The sequence below is a fragment of the Listeria monocytogenes ATCC 19117 genome (genome assembly GCF_000307025.1).
Classification (GTDB): Bacteria; Bacillota; Bacilli; order Lactobacillales; family Listeriaceae; genus Listeria; species Listeria monocytogenes_B.
This window is the reverse complement of the sequence record NC_018584.1, coordinates 743,212-762,757: the sequence shown is the minus strand read 5'-3', so window position 1 is coordinate 762,757 and position 19,546 is coordinate 743,212. Positions and strand designations below refer to the sequence as shown.

Annotated in this window: 21 protein-coding genes; all 21 read right to left on the bottom strand. The window is 40.2% G+C overall.

The window, feature by feature from the left end:
• Window positions 1-8 precede the first annotated feature (8 nt).
• Window positions 9-1,412 (bottom strand): hypothetical protein, encoded by a 1,404-nt coding sequence (locus LMOATCC19117_RS03740; RefSeq protein ID WP_003741745.1) that lies wholly within the window; start codon window positions 1,410-1,412, stop codon window positions 9-11.
• Between the two features lie 5 nt (window positions 1,413-1,417).
• The gene (locus LMOATCC19117_RS03735) at window positions 1,418-2,965 is read right to left on the bottom strand and encodes a flagellar motor switch protein (RefSeq protein WP_003741744.1); all 1,548 of its coding nucleotides are present in this window, start codon (window positions 2,963-2,965) and stop codon (window positions 1,418-1,420) included.
• 2 nt (window positions 2,966-2,967) lie between these two features.
• Entirely contained in the window at window positions 2,968-3,960 is a 993-nt protein-coding gene (gene fliM, locus LMOATCC19117_RS03730) for a flagellar motor switch protein FliM (protein ID WP_003727200.1), read from the bottom strand.
• Window positions 3,961-3,980: 20 nt separating this feature from the next.
• Window positions 3,981-4,217 carry a flagellar motor switch protein FliN gene (locus tag LMOATCC19117_RS03725; RefSeq protein ID WP_003721819.1) on the bottom strand — a complete coding sequence of 79 codons (237 nt, stop codon included), beginning with the start codon at window positions 4,215-4,217 and terminating at the stop codon, window positions 3,981-3,983.
• A gap of 13 nt (window positions 4,218-4,230) precedes the next feature.
• Complete coding sequence (gene flgE, locus LMOATCC19117_RS03720; RefSeq protein WP_003724433.1) at window positions 4,231-5,466, bottom strand: flagellar hook protein FlgE; 1,236 nt, start codon at window positions 5,464-5,466, stop codon at window positions 4,231-4,233.
• Window positions 5,467-5,485: 19 nt separating this feature from the next.
• The gene (locus LMOATCC19117_RS03715; RefSeq protein ID WP_003724432.1) at window positions 5,486-5,908 is read right to left on the bottom strand and encodes a flagellar hook capping FlgD N-terminal domain-containing protein; all 423 of its coding nucleotides are present in this window, start codon (window positions 5,906-5,908) and stop codon (window positions 5,486-5,488) included.
• Window position 5,909: 1 nt separating this feature from the next.
• Window positions 5,910-6,956, bottom strand: coding sequence for a flagellar hook-length control protein FliK (locus tag LMOATCC19117_RS03710; RefSeq protein ID WP_003724431.1), 1,047 nt, complete (start codon window positions 6,954-6,956; stop codon window positions 5,910-5,912).
• Between the two features lie 15 nt (window positions 6,957-6,971).
• The gene (locus LMOATCC19117_RS03705) at window positions 6,972-7,382 is read right to left on the bottom strand and encodes a hypothetical protein (protein WP_003727201.1); all 411 of its coding nucleotides are present in this window, start codon (window positions 7,380-7,382) and stop codon (window positions 6,972-6,974) included.
• A gap of 18 nt (window positions 7,383-7,400) precedes the next feature.
• Window positions 7,401-7,700, bottom strand: coding sequence for a flagellar motor switch protein FliN (locus LMOATCC19117_RS03700; RefSeq protein ID WP_003724429.1), 300 nt, complete (start codon window positions 7,698-7,700; stop codon window positions 7,401-7,403).
• Between the two features lie 12 nt (window positions 7,701-7,712).
• On the bottom strand, window positions 7,713-9,569 hold the full coding sequence (locus LMOATCC19117_RS03695; RefSeq protein WP_003727202.1) for a chemotaxis protein CheA: 1,857 nt from the start codon (window positions 9,567-9,569) through the stop codon (window positions 7,713-7,715).
• A 19-nt stretch (window positions 9,570-9,588) separates the two neighbouring features.
• A complete protein-coding gene (locus LMOATCC19117_RS03690; RefSeq protein ID WP_003721812.1) occupies window positions 9,589-9,948 on the bottom strand; it encodes a response regulator in 360 nt (119 codons plus the stop codon).
• A gap of 274 nt (window positions 9,949-10,222) precedes the next feature.
• Window positions 10,223-11,086, bottom strand: coding sequence for a FliC/FljB family flagellin (locus LMOATCC19117_RS03685; RefSeq protein WP_003724427.1), 864 nt, complete (start codon window positions 11,084-11,086; stop codon window positions 10,223-10,225).
• 237 nt (window positions 11,087-11,323) lie between these two features.
• Window positions 11,324-12,232, bottom strand: a complete 909-nt coding sequence (locus LMOATCC19117_RS03680; RefSeq protein ID WP_003724426.1) for a chemotaxis protein — start codon at window positions 12,230-12,232, stop codon at window positions 11,324-11,326.
• Between the two features lie 12 nt (window positions 12,233-12,244).
• Window positions 12,245-14,158, bottom strand: coding sequence for a glycosyltransferase family 2 protein (locus tag LMOATCC19117_RS03675; protein ID WP_003727203.1), 1,914 nt, complete (start codon window positions 14,156-14,158; stop codon window positions 12,245-12,247).
• A 22-nt stretch (window positions 14,159-14,180) separates the two neighbouring features.
• Window positions 14,181-14,681 (bottom strand): hypothetical protein, encoded by a 501-nt coding sequence (locus LMOATCC19117_RS03670; protein WP_003734441.1) that lies wholly within the window; start codon window positions 14,679-14,681, stop codon window positions 14,181-14,183.
• 9 nt (window positions 14,682-14,690) lie between these two features.
• On the bottom strand, window positions 14,691-15,518 hold the full coding sequence (locus LMOATCC19117_RS03665; protein WP_003740483.1) for a flagellar motor protein MotB: 828 nt from the start codon (window positions 15,516-15,518) through the stop codon (window positions 14,691-14,693).
• Window positions 15,478-16,329 (bottom strand): flagellar motor stator protein MotA, encoded by an 852-nt coding sequence (gene motA / locus LMOATCC19117_RS03660; protein WP_003727207.1) that lies wholly within the window; start codon window positions 16,327-16,329, stop codon window positions 15,478-15,480. Before motA ends, LMOATCC19117_RS03665 begins: the two co-directional genes overlap by 41 nt.
• Before the next feature lie 26 nt (window positions 16,330-16,355).
• On the bottom strand, window positions 16,356-16,691 hold the full coding sequence (locus LMOATCC19117_RS03655) for a DUF3964 family protein (RefSeq protein ID WP_003724422.1): 336 nt from the start codon (window positions 16,689-16,691) through the stop codon (window positions 16,356-16,358).
• Window positions 16,692-16,715: 24 nt separating this feature from the next.
• Complete coding sequence (locus LMOATCC19117_RS03650; protein WP_003724421.1) at window positions 16,716-17,504, bottom strand: CheR family methyltransferase; 789 nt, start codon at window positions 17,502-17,504, stop codon at window positions 16,716-16,718.
• A gap of 28 nt (window positions 17,505-17,532) precedes the next feature.
• Window positions 17,533-18,312 carry a flagellar basal-body rod protein FlgG gene (locus LMOATCC19117_RS03645; RefSeq protein ID WP_003724420.1) on the bottom strand — a complete coding sequence of 260 codons (780 nt, stop codon included), beginning with the start codon at window positions 18,310-18,312 and terminating at the stop codon, window positions 17,533-17,535.
• A complete protein-coding gene (gene flhF, locus LMOATCC19117_RS03640) occupies window positions 18,309-19,532 on the bottom strand; it encodes a flagellar biosynthesis protein FlhF (RefSeq protein ID WP_003724419.1) in 1,224 nt (407 codons plus the stop codon). Before flhF ends, LMOATCC19117_RS03645 begins: the two co-directional genes overlap by 4 nt.
• Window positions 19,533-19,546: the final 14 nt, after the last annotated feature.

The following is a 19,546-nucleotide window of genomic DNA, read 5'->3' as shown; positions in this document are numbered from 1 at the left end:
TTCTGCTTTTATTTCATTGCTCTATTACCCGAAAAAATAATAACGCCAATAATCATGAGCGCCGGAATCCAAAACGGGATACTGCTTGAGTTGTCTTTAGTTGAGGTTTCCTTTTTCACCTGCTTTTTGGGGGTATTTTCATGTGCCTCAACAGATGGCTTAGGAGCTGGTGATGTTAGTATCTGCGTTTTTTCGTTCGGTATTACTGGTGGTGGTGCGATTATTTCTTTACCTGGCATTGCGATTACAGGCTTGATTTCTTGATTCATTTGCTTGGAATAAATTTGACCGTCCCAGTCTGTCCAGTGGAGCACTATTTTGCCTGTGGTGGTTATTTCTGCACTTGTGAAACGGTTGCCCGCTCGTTCGACGGAAAATTTTTGACCGTTTACTTCAATATAAAGATTTGAAATAAGTGTGAAATCCGAAAGAATGGTTCCTGTTAAAATGGCATTGTTGACTAACTGAACCTCGCCAAAAGGTTCACTAGTGGCGCGAACGAGCAGGTGTTGATCCATTCCTTGAATATGAATGATTTCACCGGATAATTCGCTCGGTAAAGTTAGACTTCCCTTCCATTCAGTTGCCGTTTTTTGCCATTTTAGTGGGATTATTTTGCCGGTCTCTGTTTCTAGTTCTGGAAATTCAGTTGTATATTTGTCGAGAGTTAGCTCGATTTGCTTGCCGACTTGGCCGATTTTTTTCTGCACGTTCGTGATGTCATTACCGTCGTAACTTAAAAGGGGTGCTTTTGGTTGATATAGTTGGACAGTGTTTTCTAAGTCTACTGTGATTTCATTCTCGGCAAAATCAACTAGTTGCAGTTGAAAAGTGATTTTTTCACCCAGTTGGAATTTTTCTAAAGGTATTTCTGCAGCAAACTTCCCTGTATAGTTGTTGCGAATGAGTTCGATTTCTGATTCATTCGATTCGCTATGAACAACTAAAGTCGCTTGTTTCACGCCAGATTCCGCGTCATCTAAATCAGCTGATACACGTAGCACGCTCGTTAACAAGACATCTTCATCGTGCGTAATTTCTATCGTTTTCAAACTCGGCGCCGTCTCATCTTTCGCAACGTCCTCAAGCTGTTTCACTTCAAATAAATCTTCCACAGTAACAAATGGTTTCGGCACATCTGCTTGATAAAATTCAGCTTGGTAACTCCCATCCAAATCCCAATCCGTCACCGTATACGTTTCCTCGTCTAGAAGCTTTCTCTGCCCATGTTCATTCACCAGAATAATTTTCAAGTCAGCCGCATTTTCAATATGAAACGAAATCACTTCACCAGATGTAAAAACATGCTGTTCGCCTTCAAGCGATATTATCGGGGGTTCAGGATCTGCTGCAAATGCTTGAACCGAAAAACACAGCCAAAATAAAATTGTCATCAGTCCAAGTTTCCGCACATTTTTCACCTTACTAACTCCGTCATTTGTATACCAAAATGATCATCCACGCGAACTAAAATTCCTTTACCAATCGTCACGCCATTTAGCGCTAAGACAAGTGGTTCGTTCATACTCTCTTTTAGGATAATCACATCTTTTTCACACCAAGAGATAAATTTTTCGAGTTTTACTTTTGCTGTTCCGAATACCACTTCAAGCGTTACGGGAATATCTTCCAAAATTTGTTCCATTTCGGAAAGTGTTTCTTTTTCTTCGATAACTGCTTGGTGCACTGGTTCAGCTGGTTTTTCTGGTTCGATTATTTCTGCTGGAGTCGTCGCTTCTTTCTCTGCGACTTCTTTCGCCTGAATCCCAAGCATCAATTGCGCCATTTCTTTTGCTGCTGCTGGATTAAAAATTTGGTACATTGGCGTTTTTAATAGTCCTTCTACTTCTAGCGGGAAGATGACTTCGACAGTTTTTCCTTCTTCAATGTTTTTTTGAATCATCGTATCGCCGAAATTACAAAATTCCATTGTAGGCGGGCTAATATCGATTTTTGTTCCGAGCATTTCTGACATTGCTGTCGCTGAGAAGCCCATCATCTGGTTCATTAATTCTTGCACTGCGCTGACTTCAAGTTCCGTCAGTTCTGCATCTTCTTGAACCAAACCGTCTCCCATCATCATTAAATCTGCCATAATTAGCGCGGCATTTTTGCTAATGATAAATGTGTTGCTTGAGCGCAGCCCTTCGACAAATTCCACACTCGTCACTAAGCAAGGGCGTTCATTAAACTCGAACTCTTTGCTATCAATTACGCGTGCAGTTGGGATTTGTAAGGAAACTTTACGGTTAAGCAATTTGGATAGAACGGTTGAAGCTGAACCGATGCCGATATTACATACTTCTAAAAAGACATCTAACTCTTCGGCCGTTAAGCTGATTTCTTCTTTTACTGGTTCTGGCTCTGGAACTGCGTCGCCAAGTAATCTTTTTGCAAGTTCATGCCCTTTATCAATAGGGATGAGTTGCATTAAATTCGATGTGATCAAGTCGCCGATAATTAAGTCAAAGCCGACTTTTATCATTGTTTGGTCGTTCGTATCTTCTAATTGTTCTTTTAGCGCGATTACTTTAATGTCTGGTGTCGTAATATCAATCATTTCGCCAAACATATTGCTCATCGCAGTGGCGGAATGTCCCATCATTTGGTTCATCGCTTCTTGTACGGCGCTTAGATGAAGTTCTGAAAGTTCTTCATTCGGATCAATGTTTCCATCACCCATCATCATTAAGTCCGCGATAGCCGCAGCCACTTCTGATTGCAGAACAAATAAATTCCGCATTTCGATTCCTTTGTGAAAATTCACTTCTAACACGACATGTGGAATATCAATGTCTTTCGTATTATATAAATCAACAATCTCAACTTTTGGCGTCGAAATGGTGACTTGTTGGTGTAGTAAATCAGATAAGACCGTAGAAGCTGAGCCAAACGAAATATTGGCGATTTCTCCTATCACATCTAGTTCCATTTGCGTGATATTTTTCTCTAGTAATTGCTCCACTTCTACCTCTCCTGCTCTGTCCGCCCTGTATGACGCATAAATTTAACGGCTTTTTGGTTACCACTTTTTCCCATATAACATTCAAATTTCCATTTTTCAGTGACGTAGCCTTTGAGTGTGTCACGTATATGAGTTTCTGTCAGAAGCACGTCGCCTACTTCAAGCTTATTCAGTTCTTTCCACGTTGTTTTAATTTCACCTACACGTATGCGCGCTTCTTTCTCAACTTGATGCAATTCTTGCTCGACTTCCGCATCAAAGTTCCGCCGTTTATCAAACGTATATTCCACAACGTTTTCCAGCTTATTCATAATCTCTTCCACCGAGAAAAACGGCACGCCAATGCGCATTGTACTAATCCAAAACTCTGATTTAATATCAACACTGACAAGCGCCATCATGTCGTTCGGTGATGTGACACGTAGAAGTGCTGGGTTAGTTTCGATATTAACGATTTCTGGTGAGATTGGATGCACTGATTTAAAACTGTCTTTGAGTGCTTCGCAGAATTTTTCTAAAATAGATTTCAACGTCAGCTCTTCAAAAACAGATAAAAGTCTGCGCTCGCTCAATTTTCGTTTTGGATTCCCGCCAGATAAGCATTCATGAATATAAATGATATAGGCTAAATCGAGTTCGATAATAATTTGACCGAGCTCCGGATTACCCAGGTCGATAATGCAGAAAATGTAGCTATCGTTCGGCATTGTTTCGATATAACCACTCGCAAAGGAAACTTGATCTGCAAGGGTTGCTTCGGTATGAATTGGAATCCGGATACGCTGGGAAACAAACTCCATGCTTTTTTTCGTAAAAGCGGATGCAATCGTCTTTAAGCTTTCGAGGTGTTCTGCGCCAAATTTCTCTGGTTTATGAAAGTCATAGGGATGAAAGCGCCCAAAGTCGCCAATTTCCGTACTTTCATCAACTACCTTACCTTCACTTATTTGGGAAAGCAGGGCGTCAATTTGTTCTTGACTTAATTTATCGCTCATTTTTTGTCACTCCCTAGCTCTCATGAAGAACTTCCCTCTCCTAATTTCGTTATTTTGACAAACATCTTGCCGTCTTTTGTCAAAATCTCACCGTAACCGATGCATTTGCCTGAAATCGTAATTTTAACCACATTAGCTGTGGAATCTTCTAACCGAAAAACGGTCCCTTTTTTTACATCTAGCAAACTACCGACTGGCTGTTTCGTACGTCCTAATTCGAAGTCGATTCTGAGTGGAATAGTATGATTAATTTTCATTTAGCTAAACTCCCTACTGAATCAAGTTCACAATTTGTTTCATCACGTCATCCGCCACACGAATAACTTTTGTATTCCCTTGGAAACCACTTTGGTATGTCATTAAGTTAACGAATTCGCGGGACAAGTCTACGTTTGAACCTTCTAGAGAAGAACCGCTAATTCCGCCAGCGCCATTTTGGCCAGCAACGCCGTATACTGCATCGCCAGAAGATAATCCTGGAACATATTCGCCGTTCCCCATTTTGACTAAGCCGTCTTCATTGGAGAAAGTAGCCACCGCAAGTTGGGCAACTGGGATAACTGTACCATCTGAGTAACTCACTGCAATATAGCCAGAATCGGTAACTGCATAATCTTTTACAGTCGCAGCGCCTTTACCGTCAGAAGTTGGTGAGAATACTTGGTTTGTTCCGTAGTTGGTTAAGCCACTTAGGTTTAAGCCCATATTGACTTGTTTGCCGTTTACTGTGGAATTGATTTGGATATTTTTAAGTGCGTCTGGGTTTGTTAATTCGCCCTGCGCATTGTAATTAAGTGTTCCTGTTACTGGAGGAGTTAATGCTTTTCCGTCCATTTGAATTTCATATTCGTAGGAAACATTACCGCTCGCATCTGGTGTAGCAGCTTTCATATTCACTTGAAGTTTATGTTTTCCGCCAGCATTATCATATACAGAAAGCTCGGAAGAAATCGTATCTTTTTCGCCCCAGTCTAGTGGAATGTTACCGCTTAAGCTACCGTTTTTTGTTGCTTCTCCTGGAATTGCGCTATTTAGCGGGATTTGAATTGGTTGCAAATTACCGTTTAAAACGTTGCCATTTTTGTCTGTTGCGTAACCCATTACGTATTTCCCTTGTTGGGTAGTTAAATAATTGTTGTCGGAAACGGCGAAGCTCCCGTCACGCGTGTAAACGATATTGCCCCCTGCATTATCGCCCGCGATGAAAAAGCCGCGACCTTGTAGTGCTGCATCTTTATTTCTGCCCGTTGCTGTTGGGGAACCCGCTGTATAATCGGTTAAAATCGCTCCAATTTTTGAACCGGAACCGAAACTCATTGGGTTTGTTCCAGCATAAAGTCCGCCTGCAACAGATCCCATTGTGTTTTGGTAAAGTAAATCATTGAAAACGACGCTTTGTTTTTTGTATCCTGTCGTGTTGGCATTGGCAATATTATTTGATGTTACCGATAATGCTTGTTGGAACGCATTCATCCCAGAAATAGCTGTATACATAGTTTGATTCATAATTCACACTCCCAAATTTTTAATTAATTTCTGTTACATATGTCATTGGCACGAGGCTATCGTTATCTTTTAATTTCAGCATGACGCCGTTTGTCGTTTGTTGAACGCTTTCGACTTTTCCACTAATTACTTCGCCGTTCAGCGAAACACCTTTTATATCTTTACCGATGAAATTAACCGCGGATTGCAAGGCGGAGTTTTGCGCTTGTTCAGAAAGCTTATCTACGGCAGTGGTCATATTGGCAACTTGTTCCATTAAGGAAAGTTGCGCCATTTGCGACATCATTTCATTCGTATCAAGCGGGCTCGATGGGTCTTGGTATTGCAAACTTGTTAAAAATAGTTTCATGAAGTCATCTTTGCCAAGGGTTTTGGATACGCTGGATGTTACTACATTATTTGTATCCTGACCGGCTCCTGATAAACTACTAATTCCGTCCAAATTACGTCTCCTCCTCTAAATCAAATGCTTCTTGTTTAGCTCTTTCCTGATGTGGATTTTCGCGTTCTTTTTCTTTTTTGGATTCACCTTGGTGTCGACCATCCGAGCCTTGGTTATTCTCTTTCGGTGCTTGTTTTTCTGTCATTGTCACGGCAACTTCTACGCCGCGATCTCGGAAACGATTATGCAAATCTTGCGCCATCTGTTCGAGTTTTTGTTTCGCCGTTTGTTCCTGATATTCGATATGTACAAATATTTTATCGGGCATTTTTTTAAGTAAAACTTCGACTTTTCCGAGTGACTCCGGCTGGATGGCGAAAAAGGCTTTATTTTGTTTCACTTGGAATTTTTGTAGCTGTTCGATTTGGTCGGTGATGGTTTTATCAAGTTGTTTTAACGTCACTGGGACTTCAGGTTTGGCAGCTGGCGTGAGTTGTTTCGCCGTATCATGCCAAATATTGCTGGATTCTGCGGGCTTTTTGACGGCAACTTCTTCCTTGGCAGTTACTGGCTCTTTAATGCTCGCTTTGAAAAGTTGCACGACTTCTTTTTCTTGAGGTAATTTGGCTAGGACTGGTTGGTTTTTGGCCACGTTTTCTGCTAGTTTAGGTGATTCTTTTGTAGGTATGATAAGTTCTGGTGGCGGTTGTTGCTCCCTACTGGCATTTTTTGTGGGTTCTTTCGGTGTATTTGTTACTGGAGTTTCTACAGCTTGCGGGGCGTTTTCTATTTTGGGTTGATCAATTGCTTGTTTGGCGATTGCCGCAAGTGTTTCTTTCACTTCTTTGAGTTCGAGTGGTGCTACTTGCAGTTTCGTTTCTGGTGCATCGTCGAGTAGCTTGGCTGAAACGAGTGGTTGGGCGATTTCTTTTAGTGGTAGCGTAGCTTGTTCTCCGTTATCCGCTTCTCCCTTTAAGAGCGGCGCAGGGCTATTTTCCATTAAAAGTGAAATAAAAGGTAGTTCTACTAATTCTTCTGCTAACGATTCTTTTGGTTCGACCTGTTTTTTTCCGACGAGTGGTTGTAGCAAATTATCTGGGATTAGCATGCGTTTTCCTCCCTTTTACTTTAATAGCACCATTTTTAAATCGCGTAATGTTTGTTCTTCTCTTTTATTTTCAAGCTGTTGCCATTTTTTTCGTGTGTCATCGTACATTTTTTTGGCCTGTTTTCCTTTTTCTTCTAGTTGCTCTAAGATTTGTTCATTGCTTTTAATGTACTGGCTAATTTGGTGAATTTCTCGCTCCATTTGTTGAATGCGGCTCGGCGAGAAGGCATCTAGTTGCATGCTTCCGGCTAATACCGCCACTTGGAGTCTTTCTTTTTTCGTTCTCGAGTAATAGACTTCTTTTTCGTGCGCTAATTTTTCTACGACTTTTTCCCGTTTGGATAGTAATAATTGCAATTCCTTTAAAATGGCCGTTTTCTCTTGGTCCACTTTCATCTTCACTGCGTTGTAAGCCTCTTGCTTCAAATCACTTGCCCTCTTTCTTTAGTCGATTTCTGAAATAACGATTCCGAAGTTCTCGTCCATCAAAATAGCTTCACCGATGCCGACTTTCTTTTCATCGAGGAAAATTTCGACTTTGTGGCCAGGTTTCTTTTCCACTTCGAGGACATCGCCAATGCTTAGCTCGGCGATATCCCCTACTGGCATTTCTTTTTTTCCAAGGCGGACGATTAAGTTAACGCCAATATTGTCTACTTGGCGGATAGAGCCTTTTTCGCGTCCTTCTTGGCTCGGTTCTTTCGGTTCCCATTCAGGAAGTTCTACTTGAAATACTTGTTCCATCATGGTTCCTCCTTAAAATGTTTCTAAATTTAAAATTAATACGACACGACCATCGCCTAAAATCGTTGCTCCAGAAAAGGCAATCTGACTTTCGCTGAAAAAGCCACCAAGTGTTTTTAAAACGATTTCCCGTTGACCGATAATATCTTTAATAATAAGTCCAAAAGTTCGCTTGGCATTTTTCACGACGAGTAATAGTAATTCATCCGTGTCATTCAAAGGTGTTTCATGGAAGCATTCGCCTAAATCGAGTACTTCGATAATGGTTTCACGGTAGTTGATTAAGTCTTTGCCGTGAACGTGTTGAATGTCTGCAGGATTAATTGTGATGGCTTCGGCCACGTTTGCCAGCGGTACAGCATAGCGACGTTCTGATGTTGCAACGAGCATCGATTGGATGATCGATAATGTCAGCGGAATCTCAATTCGGAACGTCGAACCAGCGTTTTCACTTGATTCTACGCTGATTTTTCCGCCGATTTTGAGAATCGTATTACGGACAACATCTAGTCCCACGCCTCGGCCAGAAAGATCGGATACTTGATCCGCGGTACTGAAACCGGAATCAAATAATAAATCAAAAATTTCCGCGTCCGTCATTTTGGTTGATTCTGCTCTTGTAACGACATTTTTCGCAATCGCTTTTTCTAACACTTTGCGTTTATTGATTCCCGCACCGTCATCCGCAATTTCAATCACGACATTGTTCCCACTATGGAAAGCTTTTAGATTAATTGTGGCGGTTTCATTTTTCCCATTTTTACGTCTTACTTCGACTGTTTCCGCACCGTGGTCTACTGAATTACGGATTAAGTGAACAAGTGGGTCGCCAATTTCATCAATGACGATTTTGTCGACTTCCGTATCCGCGCCTTCAATCACTAAGTCGATTTTCTTACCTAATTCTTTGGCTAGTGTGCGCACCATTTTTGGAAAGCGATTGAACACACTATCCACTGGCACCATACGCATATTTAGTAAGCCGTTTTGAATTTCTTTGGAGATGGAACTGAATCGTCCTAAGTGTTCCATCAATTCTTTGTTATTCGTTTTTTCTGCGATTTCATCAATTCTCGCCCGTTCAATGACGCTTTCTTCAAAAACGTTCATTAGCTTTTCGATTTTTTCAAGTTGTACACGAATGGTTTTATTTTCTAATCGTTTGGTTGTTTGTTTTGCGGCTTTTTTGATTGGTTCAATAACCTGAACTTCTTCCACTTCTTCTGTCACAGTCACTTTTTCGATTTCAGAAATATCTAGAACAACCGCTTCGATTTCTTCTTTTGTTTGCGCCGACTCTAGGACTACTTCGAATGACTGCTCAAACTCTTCTAGCTCAATCGCTTCTCTGTCTGGCGTTGTTTCTGAAATAATCCCCATTTCTGCAAGTCGCTCTAAACACATTACCGCCCGTACTGCTTTCAAAATAGCTGCTTCTTCAATTTGAATCTGAATGCGATACGTTTTTTCTACCGCTAAATCTGTTTCTTGTTCTGGATGTAAAAGCGCCTCTAAGTCAGCTACGGTTTTCGAAATATCCGCCGCGCCTTGTCCGCCGTGCTGGATATCCGAAACCATTGTTTCCAAATGAGATGTACATGTAAAAATAATGTCTACCAAATGTTCTGTTACAGCCAATCGATTATTGCGTACCTCATCTAGTACATTTTCCATTGCATGCGTTAAATCAGCCACCTGTTGGAAGCCCATCGTTGCGGACATCCCTTTAAATGTATGTGCTGAACGGAAAATTTCACTTACTAACTGACCGTTCGTCGGGTCTTTCTCAAGCTGTAACAGATTATCATTTAGCGCCTGTAAATGTTCTGAAGCTTCTTCTATAAACAGGTCTAACATATTTGTAGTCATGCTATCCACCTCCATTTCTCTACTTAGCTGCTTTTTCTAACGCCTCTAAAACCCGGTCCGCTTGGAAAGGTTTTACGATAAAGTCTTTGGCACCTTTTTTAATGGCGTCTACAACCATACCTTGTTGGCCCATCGCCGAGCACATAATTACTTTCGCCGATGGATCTTTGGCCATAATTTGCGCAAGTGCTTCTAAGCCATCCATTTCTGGCATCGTAATATCCAGTGTCACGATATCCGGTTTTACTTCATCATACTTTTTCACTGCTTCCAGTCCATTTTCTGCTTCTGCAACTACTTCAAAATCGCTATCTTTCACGATATTCTTAATCATCGTACGCATGAACATTGCATCGTCGACAATCAACAACTTCAACATAAAATACAACTCCCATTCCTATACCTATAAATATTTTTTAAAAAAATCGCATAATATCATTTTATAATAAAAATAGGACAATTTCTACCTTTTTCTTAAAAAATATCCGTTTTTTATAATAAAATTATTTAAAAAATAGTTAACTATCTTAACTTTGGCTCTGCGCCCTATTTGTAATCCAAAAATATTTTTATAAATAAAAAGAAAAGCCCCTCGTCCGGGGTGACGAGGGGCTAAGGGTAAACAATGTTCGATAAATGAATTTGATATGTTATTAGCTGTTAATTAATTGAGTTAACATTTGCGGTGTTTGGTTTGCTTGAGAAAGCATGCTGATAGATGTTTGTGTAAGAATTTTGTATTTAGTCATTTCGGACATTTCAGCAGCCATATCTGCATCTTCAATAGAGGAAGCAGATGCTTTAGTTGCGATGGATTGGTTGTTCACGTTAGATACATTGTAGCTAAGGCGACTCATACCAGCACCTAGAAGTGCACGACCGTTAGAGATGTTATTGATTAATTCATCAATAGCTTCCGTTGCTTCTTGAGAAGAATCAGCATCAGCAACAGATAATGCACTATAACCAGCAACTGTAGAACCACTACCTAAAGTGATTGTTCCAGCAGAAAGACCTTTCGCATTGAAAAGATCGATATTGATTAAGTCATTAGCTTTATCAGACGCTTGGATGCTTACTTGAGTAGCAGCACCTGTAGCAGTTTGATCTAGTAATTTGATGTTGTTGTAGTTAGTAGTGTCAGCAACGTGATCAAGTTCTTTGATCAAGCTACCGAATTCAGCAGTGTATTGTTTACGATCTTCGTCACTGAATGAACCGTTAGAAGATTGTACTGCTAATTGACGCATACGTTGCAAGATTGAACTCATGGAGCTAAGAGCTGAATCCGCTGTTTGTAACAAGTCAATACCCATGGATGAGTTTTTGCTTGCTGCATCTAAGCCTGTAGATTTAACGTTCATACGAGTAACAACTGCAAGACCAGCAGCGTCATCAAGAGAACTGTTAATACGTTTACCAGATGCCAAACGTTCTTGCGCTTGAGTCATGCCTTCGTTATTTTTACGAAGATATTCTTGTGTTTTCAAGCTAATGATATTAGTATTTACTTTCATTTGTGTTTCCCTCCTACATTCGGTTTAGAAAAGACTTCTCTTCTCTATATGCTTTATTATATCTTCATTTTTTTAAAAAATCAAATGTTTTTTATTAAAAATGCAAAAATAAGTTGTTTTTATTTATATAAAAATAGGAAATCGGCTTATTATCAACGTTTTTACGTTTTTATAAATTATTTTTTTAAATAAAATAAAGAAGTGTTTGAACAGAAAAGGTTGTTCAAACACTTCTTTTTACAAAACTAGCTCATCTAAAATATTAATGAGTTGATGGATATTTGGTTTACTTACTTGCGCATCGGCTCCAACACCTGCGCCTTTATGTTCCAGATCTTCTGTAATTAACGAAGAGAAAATAACAACTGGCAATTCACGGCCAATTTCATCTTCTTTGATTACTTTTGTTAAATGATGTCCGTCCATTTGCGGCATTTCAATATCGGTGATTAATAAGTTAACATTTTCAAACGTTTGTTCTTTTTGTTCTTTGAGCAATTTGAAAATATGCTCTTGTGCTTCGCGACCATTTGCAAAGAACTGCAGATTTGTATAACCGGCCTCATGAAGCGTATCTTCAAGCAGTTGGCGCAGCATTTGTGAGTCCTCGGCAATAAAAATCGTCTTCTCTTCACGATTTACTTTTCGCGCCATACGGTCTTCACCTGTGACAGCAAAATCAGCATTTCCGCTAATTTCGTAAATAATTTTTTCATAATCTAATAAGAGTACTAAGTTGCCGTCTAATTTTACGATACCGACTGCTAATTCTTCTAAACCAATCGATAGTTTTTCTGGTTCTTCAATTTGTTCCCACGAAATACGTTGGATACGATGAACCTCATCGACACGGAAAACGATTTTCATTTGGTTTAGTTCTGTGATAATGAATTTCGTGTTTTCTGGCTCAATTTCTGGCAATTTCATCACACGGGCAAGGTTCACAACTGGCATGATTTCGCCGCGAACTTGGGAAACGCCTTCAATTGCCGGGTTCGAATCTGGTACAGGAGTTACTTCGAGCGGATGAATAATTTCTTTCACTTTTAAAACGTTAATACAAAATAAGTTTTCGCCAACAGTAAATGTAACAATTTCCAATTCATTTGTTCCACTTTGTAGTAAAATTCCTTTTTCTTCTGTCATATTACTGGCCTCCTATCGATTGTTTGTAACAGTGTCTTGAAGCATGGTCACTTCATCCAACAGTTTTGCTAAATAGCGGTTATTCGGAAATTCGTCCATTGCCTCACTAATTCGATTCGCGCGATTTTCGGTATCAATTTTGATTGTCCAAAGGTAAAAGCGGAAATCAGTACTAAAATTATCAATGCCACGTTCTGCAATCGCAAGTGCCTCATCCAGTACTTCGGCATCTACTAAATAATTAATTAGGTTGATATAGCCTTGTTTGGTCACTTCGTCTGCGTCAACGATATTGTAGAAATCGAGCGCGATATCCGCAAAATCATATTGGAAAAATAAATCTGCAATGTGGCTATTAATGCTGTCATGATAAACGTTACGAAGTGCCAATAAGTAATCAGCAAACTCGCCTTTTCCAAGTGCAATCGCCCGCTCTAATACAAATAAATAACGTTTCTTGCTAATTCGTGGACCGTTTTCAAAGATAAAATCATAAATGTCGCCAACATCGCTATTTTTCATGACATTTTCGATTGGTAATTGCGGATTTTCATAGTGCCACAAACATAAGTCAGCTGCATCAATCAACTCTTCTTTAATACCGAATAAAATAGCAGATTCGCTAATTACCGGGAAGACGTTGCGGATCGTTGCAATCTTCACCTCTGTTGCTTCTGCGACAGGTGGATACACATCAGTTAGCGATTGAACAATTAGTTCAGATAATTCTGCGTAGCCTTGTTGGGTTGTCATCGAAAGTAAGCGCAAACCAGTTTCTGTGCTAGAGATAAAGTGATGACGTTCCATAAAGGCAAAAATTTCTTTTGGTTGGTGGAATTTGCTAAGCAGCATAATCATTTGGAACATCACACCGTAATCAGAACTATTTTCCGCATAGGCTTTAGAAAAATGAGTCATCGCGCGCGTATAATCTTTTTCTTCTAAGTAAATCGTTCCGAGCATTTTGTGTGGCATGAAATTGGTTGCTTCGTAAAGCACGATTGATTGGTAGTCAATTGCTGTATTTTCTAGCAGACTTTGATAAATTTCTTTCGCATCTTCGAGTTGGTGATTCACATATAAAATATTAGCTTTTTTTAGTGGGAACTCTGGTACGTTTGGCCAAATGATTCTTGCTTCTTCGATAATGGCCAAGCTTTCATCATAGCGTTTTTCTTGTTCGAGTAGTTCGGCAATATGATAAGCACTTAGTTTCGCCCAAATGTAGTGATTGTGGTCACGTAGTCGGAACGCTTCGGAAAATTCTTTCAGCGCTTCCTTCTTATTACCAAGTCGGTTCATTTCTTGCCCAATGTTAAAATGTACAAATCCGCTATTTTTATTATTTTTTACTTCTTTTTCTAATAAACGTAAATTACGGTCTGATTTGTCTTGTTTTTCGACAATCTCCGTCATATAGCCATAATGATAAATTTTTACTTCAGCAACCCCAGCTGCAATCGGGTGTTTGTCTACCGCTTCTAGTTGTTCATGAATGACGCCACGGAAACAAATCGTCCCGTCATTTTTATAAACCCGCGCCATTTGGTTCGTTGTTGTCACTCGCCCTTTTTCCCCTGTAAAGCTAATAATTTGCGCCATTTGAATTGGTTCGATTGGTGATTTTAACTGTTTTTCTAATTTGCGATAACTTTCTTCTTCCAAACATTCGTCTGCATCAATCGCTAAAATCCATTTGCCCGTTGCATGTTTGGCCGCAAAGTTTCTTGCATCAGAAAAGTTGCCAGTCCATTCAAAGTCATAGACAAAATCAGTGAATTCTTGTGCAATTTCCTTGGTTTCGTCAGTGGAACCTGTATCTACAATAATGATTTCTTCTGTAAATTTTCTAAAAGACGCTAAACTTTGTCGTAAAATATGTGCTTCATTTTTGACTATCATACAAATCGAAATTAACGGCCGCATGAATCTTCCCTCTTTCTATCAATTAATTCACTAATTTTATTTTATCGCTGCTCGCTCGGTGCAGTAGATGTTTTTTCGCTTTTGGCAAATCATAAATCATACTTTGCACATCGAACGATTTCGCGACATCGACTGGTATCACATCAGTCGGCTTATCCCCGTTATAAAAACAACAAACCAAATCCATTTTACTAACAATTTGTGCTAAGAATTTCTCATAAGTCGGCTTAGTAATCACCGTATCAAAATAACCAAATGACTGATAGCTACTGCCTAGACATTCCAGATAGTCTATCGTCGATAAAAACGGCTCTGGCAAACATTCTTTCGGTGCAAAAGTGTAAATCGATAGTCGCGGTGCCAGATGCTCTTTTTTCAAGAAAAATTGTAACACTTCATTTTCAATCGACTTATAACAAAGCAAGTGAATGTGGTTCACTGGTGCAAATTTTTCGAGGTATGCTTGTATTTCTTGTTTGTCATAGTCGGTTAACGTATGCGAACCACTTAAAAAAAGTTGCAAACACTTCACCTACTCATCTTCATCTAGCGTATCGCGATTAATTGGGCGTACCATGATTTCTACACGCCGATTTTTTTCGCGATTTGCTGCGATATCATTTTTGGCGACAGGTCTGAATTCTCCGTAGCCGCGAGCACTGAACTCGCCTGGGTTTACTTCGCTATTTTCTTGAATGATTGCTTCCATGAAATTAACGGCGCGCGCGACACTTAATTCCCAGTTGGAAGAGTAAATTGAGGTGCTTATTGGCACATTATCGGTATGTCCAGAAACAATCCCTTCCATCGTTCCTTTTCCTTGCGCAAAAAGTTCGCCGATTTCTTTGGCAATCTCGCGTTTTCCTGCAGTTAATTCTGCACTTCCCGACTGGAATAAAATATCATCACGGATAGTTATCAAAAGCCCTTCATCCGAGTATTTCGTTGTCATTTTTGCTCCCAAATGTTCTGCTGCAATATAACTATCAATTTGTTTTTTAAAGGCTTCAATCTTTTCTTCGTTTTGCTTTTTAAGTAAGGCCGCTGCTGCTTTTTTGGCTTTCTCTTGTTCGGTTGCTTCTTTCTTTTTATCTTGCTCTTCCATCGCCTTCAAGACTGCATTCACATTAGGATCATCTGGTCCTTTTTCTTTGGATACATATGCTTGATTGCCTGCCGCGCCTTCCTCTACAATTTTCTTAAATGCATTTCCCATTTGTTCAAACTTCTTAGCATCAACGGAACTGGAGGCAAACAGAACGATGAATAGCGCAAGTAAAAGTGTCAGCAAATCACTATATGGAATTAACCACGTTTCATCAACGTGTTCCTCCTGCGGTTTCTTGCGACGCTTGGCCACGCTCAATTTCCTCCACTTCTCTCGTTTTCTTCCCTTTTCCATTTCGCAGCACATCTTTCTCTTTTGGACTTAAAAAAGATAATAAACGTTCTTCCACAACCCGTGGTGCATTTCGCTCTTGAAGCGCGACGACTCCCTCAATCATCATATATCTCAAATGCACTTCTTTTTGTGATTTCACTTTTAATTTATTGGCAAATGGCGTCCAAAGTACGTAACCGGTAAAAATACCGAAAATCGTACAAACAAACGCCGCGGCTATTGCTTCGCTAAGTTTGTCCGGGTTCGACATTTCCCCCATCGCATGAATGAGTCCCATCGCTGCTCCGAGTACACCAAGCGTCGGCGCATATGCTCCAGCTGATGCAAAAATCTTCGCATAAGCAGCATGGCGTTCTTCCATACTCGCTACTTCTTCTTCCAAAACGTCCCGTAAAAATTCTGGGGAAGACTGCCCATCTACAACTAAGCGCATCCCTCGTTTCATAAATGGATCTTCAATTTCATCGACAGAATCTTCCAGCGCAAGTACCCCGCTACGCCTAATTTCGTCTGCGTATTCTTTGTATTGCACAAGTACTTCCACTTTGTCTGGCATCTTCTCTTTTGTGAAAAGAATTTTAAAAAGTTTCGGTACTACTTTTACATCACTCCATGGGTGCGCCATCATAACAGCCGTAATTGTCCCAAGAATGATGACAATTAAAGCTTCAGCGCTAAATAACATCGCCAGTGATATATTTTGAATCATGAACGAACCTGCAATGACTATCACTGCCAACACAAGTCCTATAATCGTTGTTATTTCCACGTTACTTCATCTCCCACCTACTTATTTCAGCGAACTAATTCCACTTCATTTAACCAAAAGGCAACTAACTCGTTTTCCATTTCTGGTAAATGAACGAAAAACGCTTTAGCATCCGCTTCACTGGCAAATGCTTGCGAGCGGTAGTTATCTTCTCCCACACCTTTTAAAGCGAGAAAATAAAATGACTCGAGTCGGCCTAGAATAACTTCTTTATCCCCGATTTCATAGCCAACTGTTTGTCTAATTTCAAATTCATTTGGTAAGAAAAGTTGTGTTTTCTTTTCAAGCATGAGAATTTGTTCTGCGAGTCCAGGTTTGTCCTCAAAAAACGCTAAATTTTTAATGTTTTCTATTCGTCCCATCTAACCAACTCCATTTCTTTTTTGCTAGGTTTTTATGTAGAAAAAATTATTTAATGTGGCAAGCCCGTAATCAGCTGGGTTCAAAATCTGTTCTGACCCGCCGATGAAAAGAACGCCGCCACGTCTTAGTGACTCTGCAAACTTCTGATATGCTTGGTGTTTTCCTTCTGCTGTGAAATAAATCAACACATTACGGCAAACAATTAAATCAAAACCTTTTTCGTAATAATCGGTCAGCAAATCGTGCCGTCTAAAACGAATCGACTTTCGATATTTAGGCAAAATCTGATATGTATCCCCTTTTTCAACAAATGCCGTATGACGTTCTTGTTCGGTTAGTTCTTCCATTTGACGGCTTTGATATTCTCCAATGACCGCGCGTTTTAAAATAGCTGGTTCGAGGTCTGTGGCTAAAATATCATAATGCCTTGTGCCAACTGAACGTTCCATCATCATCGCTAGCGAGTAAGGTTCCTCCCCTGATGAACAAGCCGCACTCCAAACCCGAAGCTTCCCGCGACTATCTTCAAGCAACCTTGGAAGTACTTGTTTTTCCAGCGCATCCCAGCGATTGCGATTACGGAAAAACGACGAAACATTAATCGTAATCAAACTAATGAACTCATCTAAAAGAACGGCATCTTTTTTGAGATGTTTGAAAAATTCTCCAAATGTAATATATTGCTTCTTCACGATAAAAGATAAAATTCGACGTTTCATTTGCGTTTCTTTATAAAGCGCTAAATCTAAACCTAAGTCCCTTTTGACGACACGAGTAAAGTAAAGATAATCCTTTTCCAAATCTGGAATCATTCTTTTTCCCCTCCCCCTAGCTAGGTCGTTACTGACGAATTAATCCAGTTGCTTCTTTGTCGTACACTTTATCAAACATATTAACGACATTTTTTGAAGCTTGTACCATGCGCTGGTTATCCATGAGTTGTACCATTTCTACGCCTAAATCAACATTAGACGTTTCGATAACTCCATTTTGGATAATCCCTTGTCCAGCTGGTAAATTCATTGTGTTTATGCCATTTACATGAAGTCTACCTTCGCCGTCTTTCACCAAACTATCTGCTTGATTAGCGGAAACAAATTTGGTTCCAAGGCGGCCCAAGTATTGACCTGTTTCCGCATTGTATAAATCACCATTTGCTTCGGCGCGAATCGACGTTTTTTGCCCCACTTGAATCGCTTCCCCAGTCGCACTGAGTAAATTGGCGCCATCTGCTGTCCGCAGAAAACCAAACTGATCGGAGTGAAACTGCCCGCCACGTGAAAGTGAAATTTCGCCATTTTTAGCAGTGATGAAAAAATTACTTCCTTGCGTAGGATCCGTGTCTTGCATAAAGAAATCTCGGTCGCGGTTCGTAATATAGCTTGATCCCGCTGTCAAATTAATATGCGTCGCAGCAGGTCGAACACCGTAATCAATTGTCCCAACTTGCCTAGCGACAGGCCCATTTTGATAGTTCACTTTGTTTCGCGAAATCACTTCACTCGTAAGCTGATCAAATTTGAATCCTGGCGTCTGCGCGTTAGCCACGTTATTAGAATGAACTTGAATATGTTGCATGTAGTTCATCATCCCTGCTGCGCCAATGTATAACCCCTTCATTCCAGCACCCGCCTTCTATCTGTCCCAACAAACCGCTCCGCTAACCAACGACTTTTTGGTCTGAAAATATTTTCCGTAATATTTTGTCCATCTGTCATGTATAACACCGGCAAATTTGTTTCTTGCATCACCGTGTATAAATCACCAATACGCGTCGTTTCATCCATTTTTGTAATGATAAAACCATCGATTGGAATTTCTGCTAGTTTTGGTAAAATCGTCATCACATCCGCACTTTTCATTCCAGAAGAAAATGTAAAACACGTTAAGTCCGGATGAACAACATCGGTATAGGCAGAAATTTCACTCACTGATTCCTCGGCTAAGTAATTTCTCCCAACCGTATCAATCAAAATATGATCCACGCAGTTAACATACGTCATATACTGCACAGCTTCTTCTAGTTCAGCCGGGCTCGTCGCAACGATAAGCTCCACATCGAGTTTGTCCGCATAACCTTGGAACTGCTCCACTGCGCCTGACCGAAAAGTATCTGTAGTGATAAAGCCCACTGTCCGATTTTGCTTTAACAGCTGCCATCCAAGTTTCACAAGCGTGGTCGTTTTCCCAACACCCGTTTGCCCAATCAAGGAAATAATTCGGTGGTTGCTTAAATCAAACGAATCTTCCACCGCTAATTTTCCGGATAAATAAGGAACGAACCAATCTGTAATATCATCCAAATGCGCCGTTTCTACTTGCTTAAACTGCTTCCGCCCAGCCTGCATGAAGTCCGCCACATACGTATCACTAATTCCGCGACCCTTCAAAAACTTCACGAAATCACTGTTTTGTTCACGCTCCTCGCGCATTTTCACTGCAAGCTCGCGGTTTAAAGCCGCTAGTTCGAGACGCATCGCTGACAATTCTTCTTCCTGTGTTTTTCGTTCTTCTAAAAGCGGCGTTGACTGTGCTAGTTCCGCTCCCGCAGCAAGCATTTCTAGTAATTTTTCTTTTTTTAATAAGTCGTCTGTTTTCGGTCTGTTTTTGACAACCGATTTTTGAAATGTTTCTTGAAAGTCCATTCGACCATCTGCTATCGCCACTTCACTCATAATGACCGCCGTCACTTCATACTGTTTCTTAAAAATACCAAGCTTTGTGACACGTTCATCCGTAATTTTATATGGCTCATTCGTGACTAAGCGAATTTTTTTATGTATTTCTCGCTTGGAGTTCGCCTTAAAAATTTCCATCTTTTCTACTAAATGTTTTCCCATTTCTACGGATTACC

Excerpts from the sequence above, each read along its gene's own strand:
- LMOATCC19117_RS03700 (WP_003724429.1), bottom strand. The coding sequence starts at position 7,700 with ATGGAACAAGTATTTCAAGTAGAACTTCCTGAATGGGAACCGAAAGAA.
- LMOATCC19117_RS03680 (WP_003724426.1), bottom strand. The coding sequence starts at position 12,232 with ATGACAGAAGAAAAAGGAATTTTACTACAAAGTGGAACAAATGAATTG.
- LMOATCC19117_RS03675 (WP_003727203.1), bottom strand. The coding sequence starts at position 14,158 with ATGCGGCCGTTAATTTCGATTTGTATGATAGTCAAAAATGAAGCACAT.
- flhF (WP_003724419.1), bottom strand. The coding sequence starts at position 19,532 with ATGGGAAAACATTTAGTAGAAAAGATGGAAATTTTTAAGGCGAACTCC.
- LMOATCC19117_RS03655 (WP_003724422.1), bottom strand. The coding sequence starts at position 16,691 with ATGGGACGAATAGAAAACATTAAAAATTTAGCGTTTTTTGAGGACAAA.
- LMOATCC19117_RS03710 (WP_003724431.1), bottom strand. The coding sequence starts at position 6,956 with ATGCTAATCCCAGATAATTTGCTACAACCACTCGTCGGAAAAAAACAG.
- LMOATCC19117_RS03695 (WP_003727202.1), bottom strand. The coding sequence starts at position 9,569 with ATGACTACAAATATGTTAGACCTGTTTATAGAAGAAGCTTCAGAACAT.
- LMOATCC19117_RS03645 (WP_003724420.1), bottom strand. The coding sequence starts at position 18,312 with ATGAAGGGGTTATACATTGGCGCAGCAGGGATGATGAACTACATGCAA.
- fliM (WP_003727200.1), bottom strand. The coding sequence starts at position 3,960 with ATGAGCGATAAATTAAGTCAAGAACAAATTGACGCCCTGCTTTCCCAA.
- LMOATCC19117_RS03650 (WP_003724421.1), bottom strand. The coding sequence starts at position 17,504 with ATGATTCCAGATTTGGAAAAGGATTATCTTTACTTTACTCGTGTCGTC.
- LMOATCC19117_RS03725 (WP_003721819.1), bottom strand. The coding sequence starts at position 4,217 with ATGAAAATTAATCATACTATTCCACTCAGAATCGACTTCGAATTAGGA.
- LMOATCC19117_RS03690 (WP_003721812.1), bottom strand. The coding sequence starts at position 9,948 with ATGTTGAAGTTGTTGATTGTCGACGATGCAATGTTCATGCGTACGATG.
- flgE (WP_003724433.1), bottom strand. The coding sequence starts at position 5,466 with ATGAATCAAACTATGTATACAGCTATTTCTGGGATGAATGCGTTCCAA.
- LMOATCC19117_RS03685 (WP_003724427.1), bottom strand. The coding sequence starts at position 11,086 with ATGAAAGTAAATACTAATATCATTAGCTTGAAAACACAAGAATATCTT.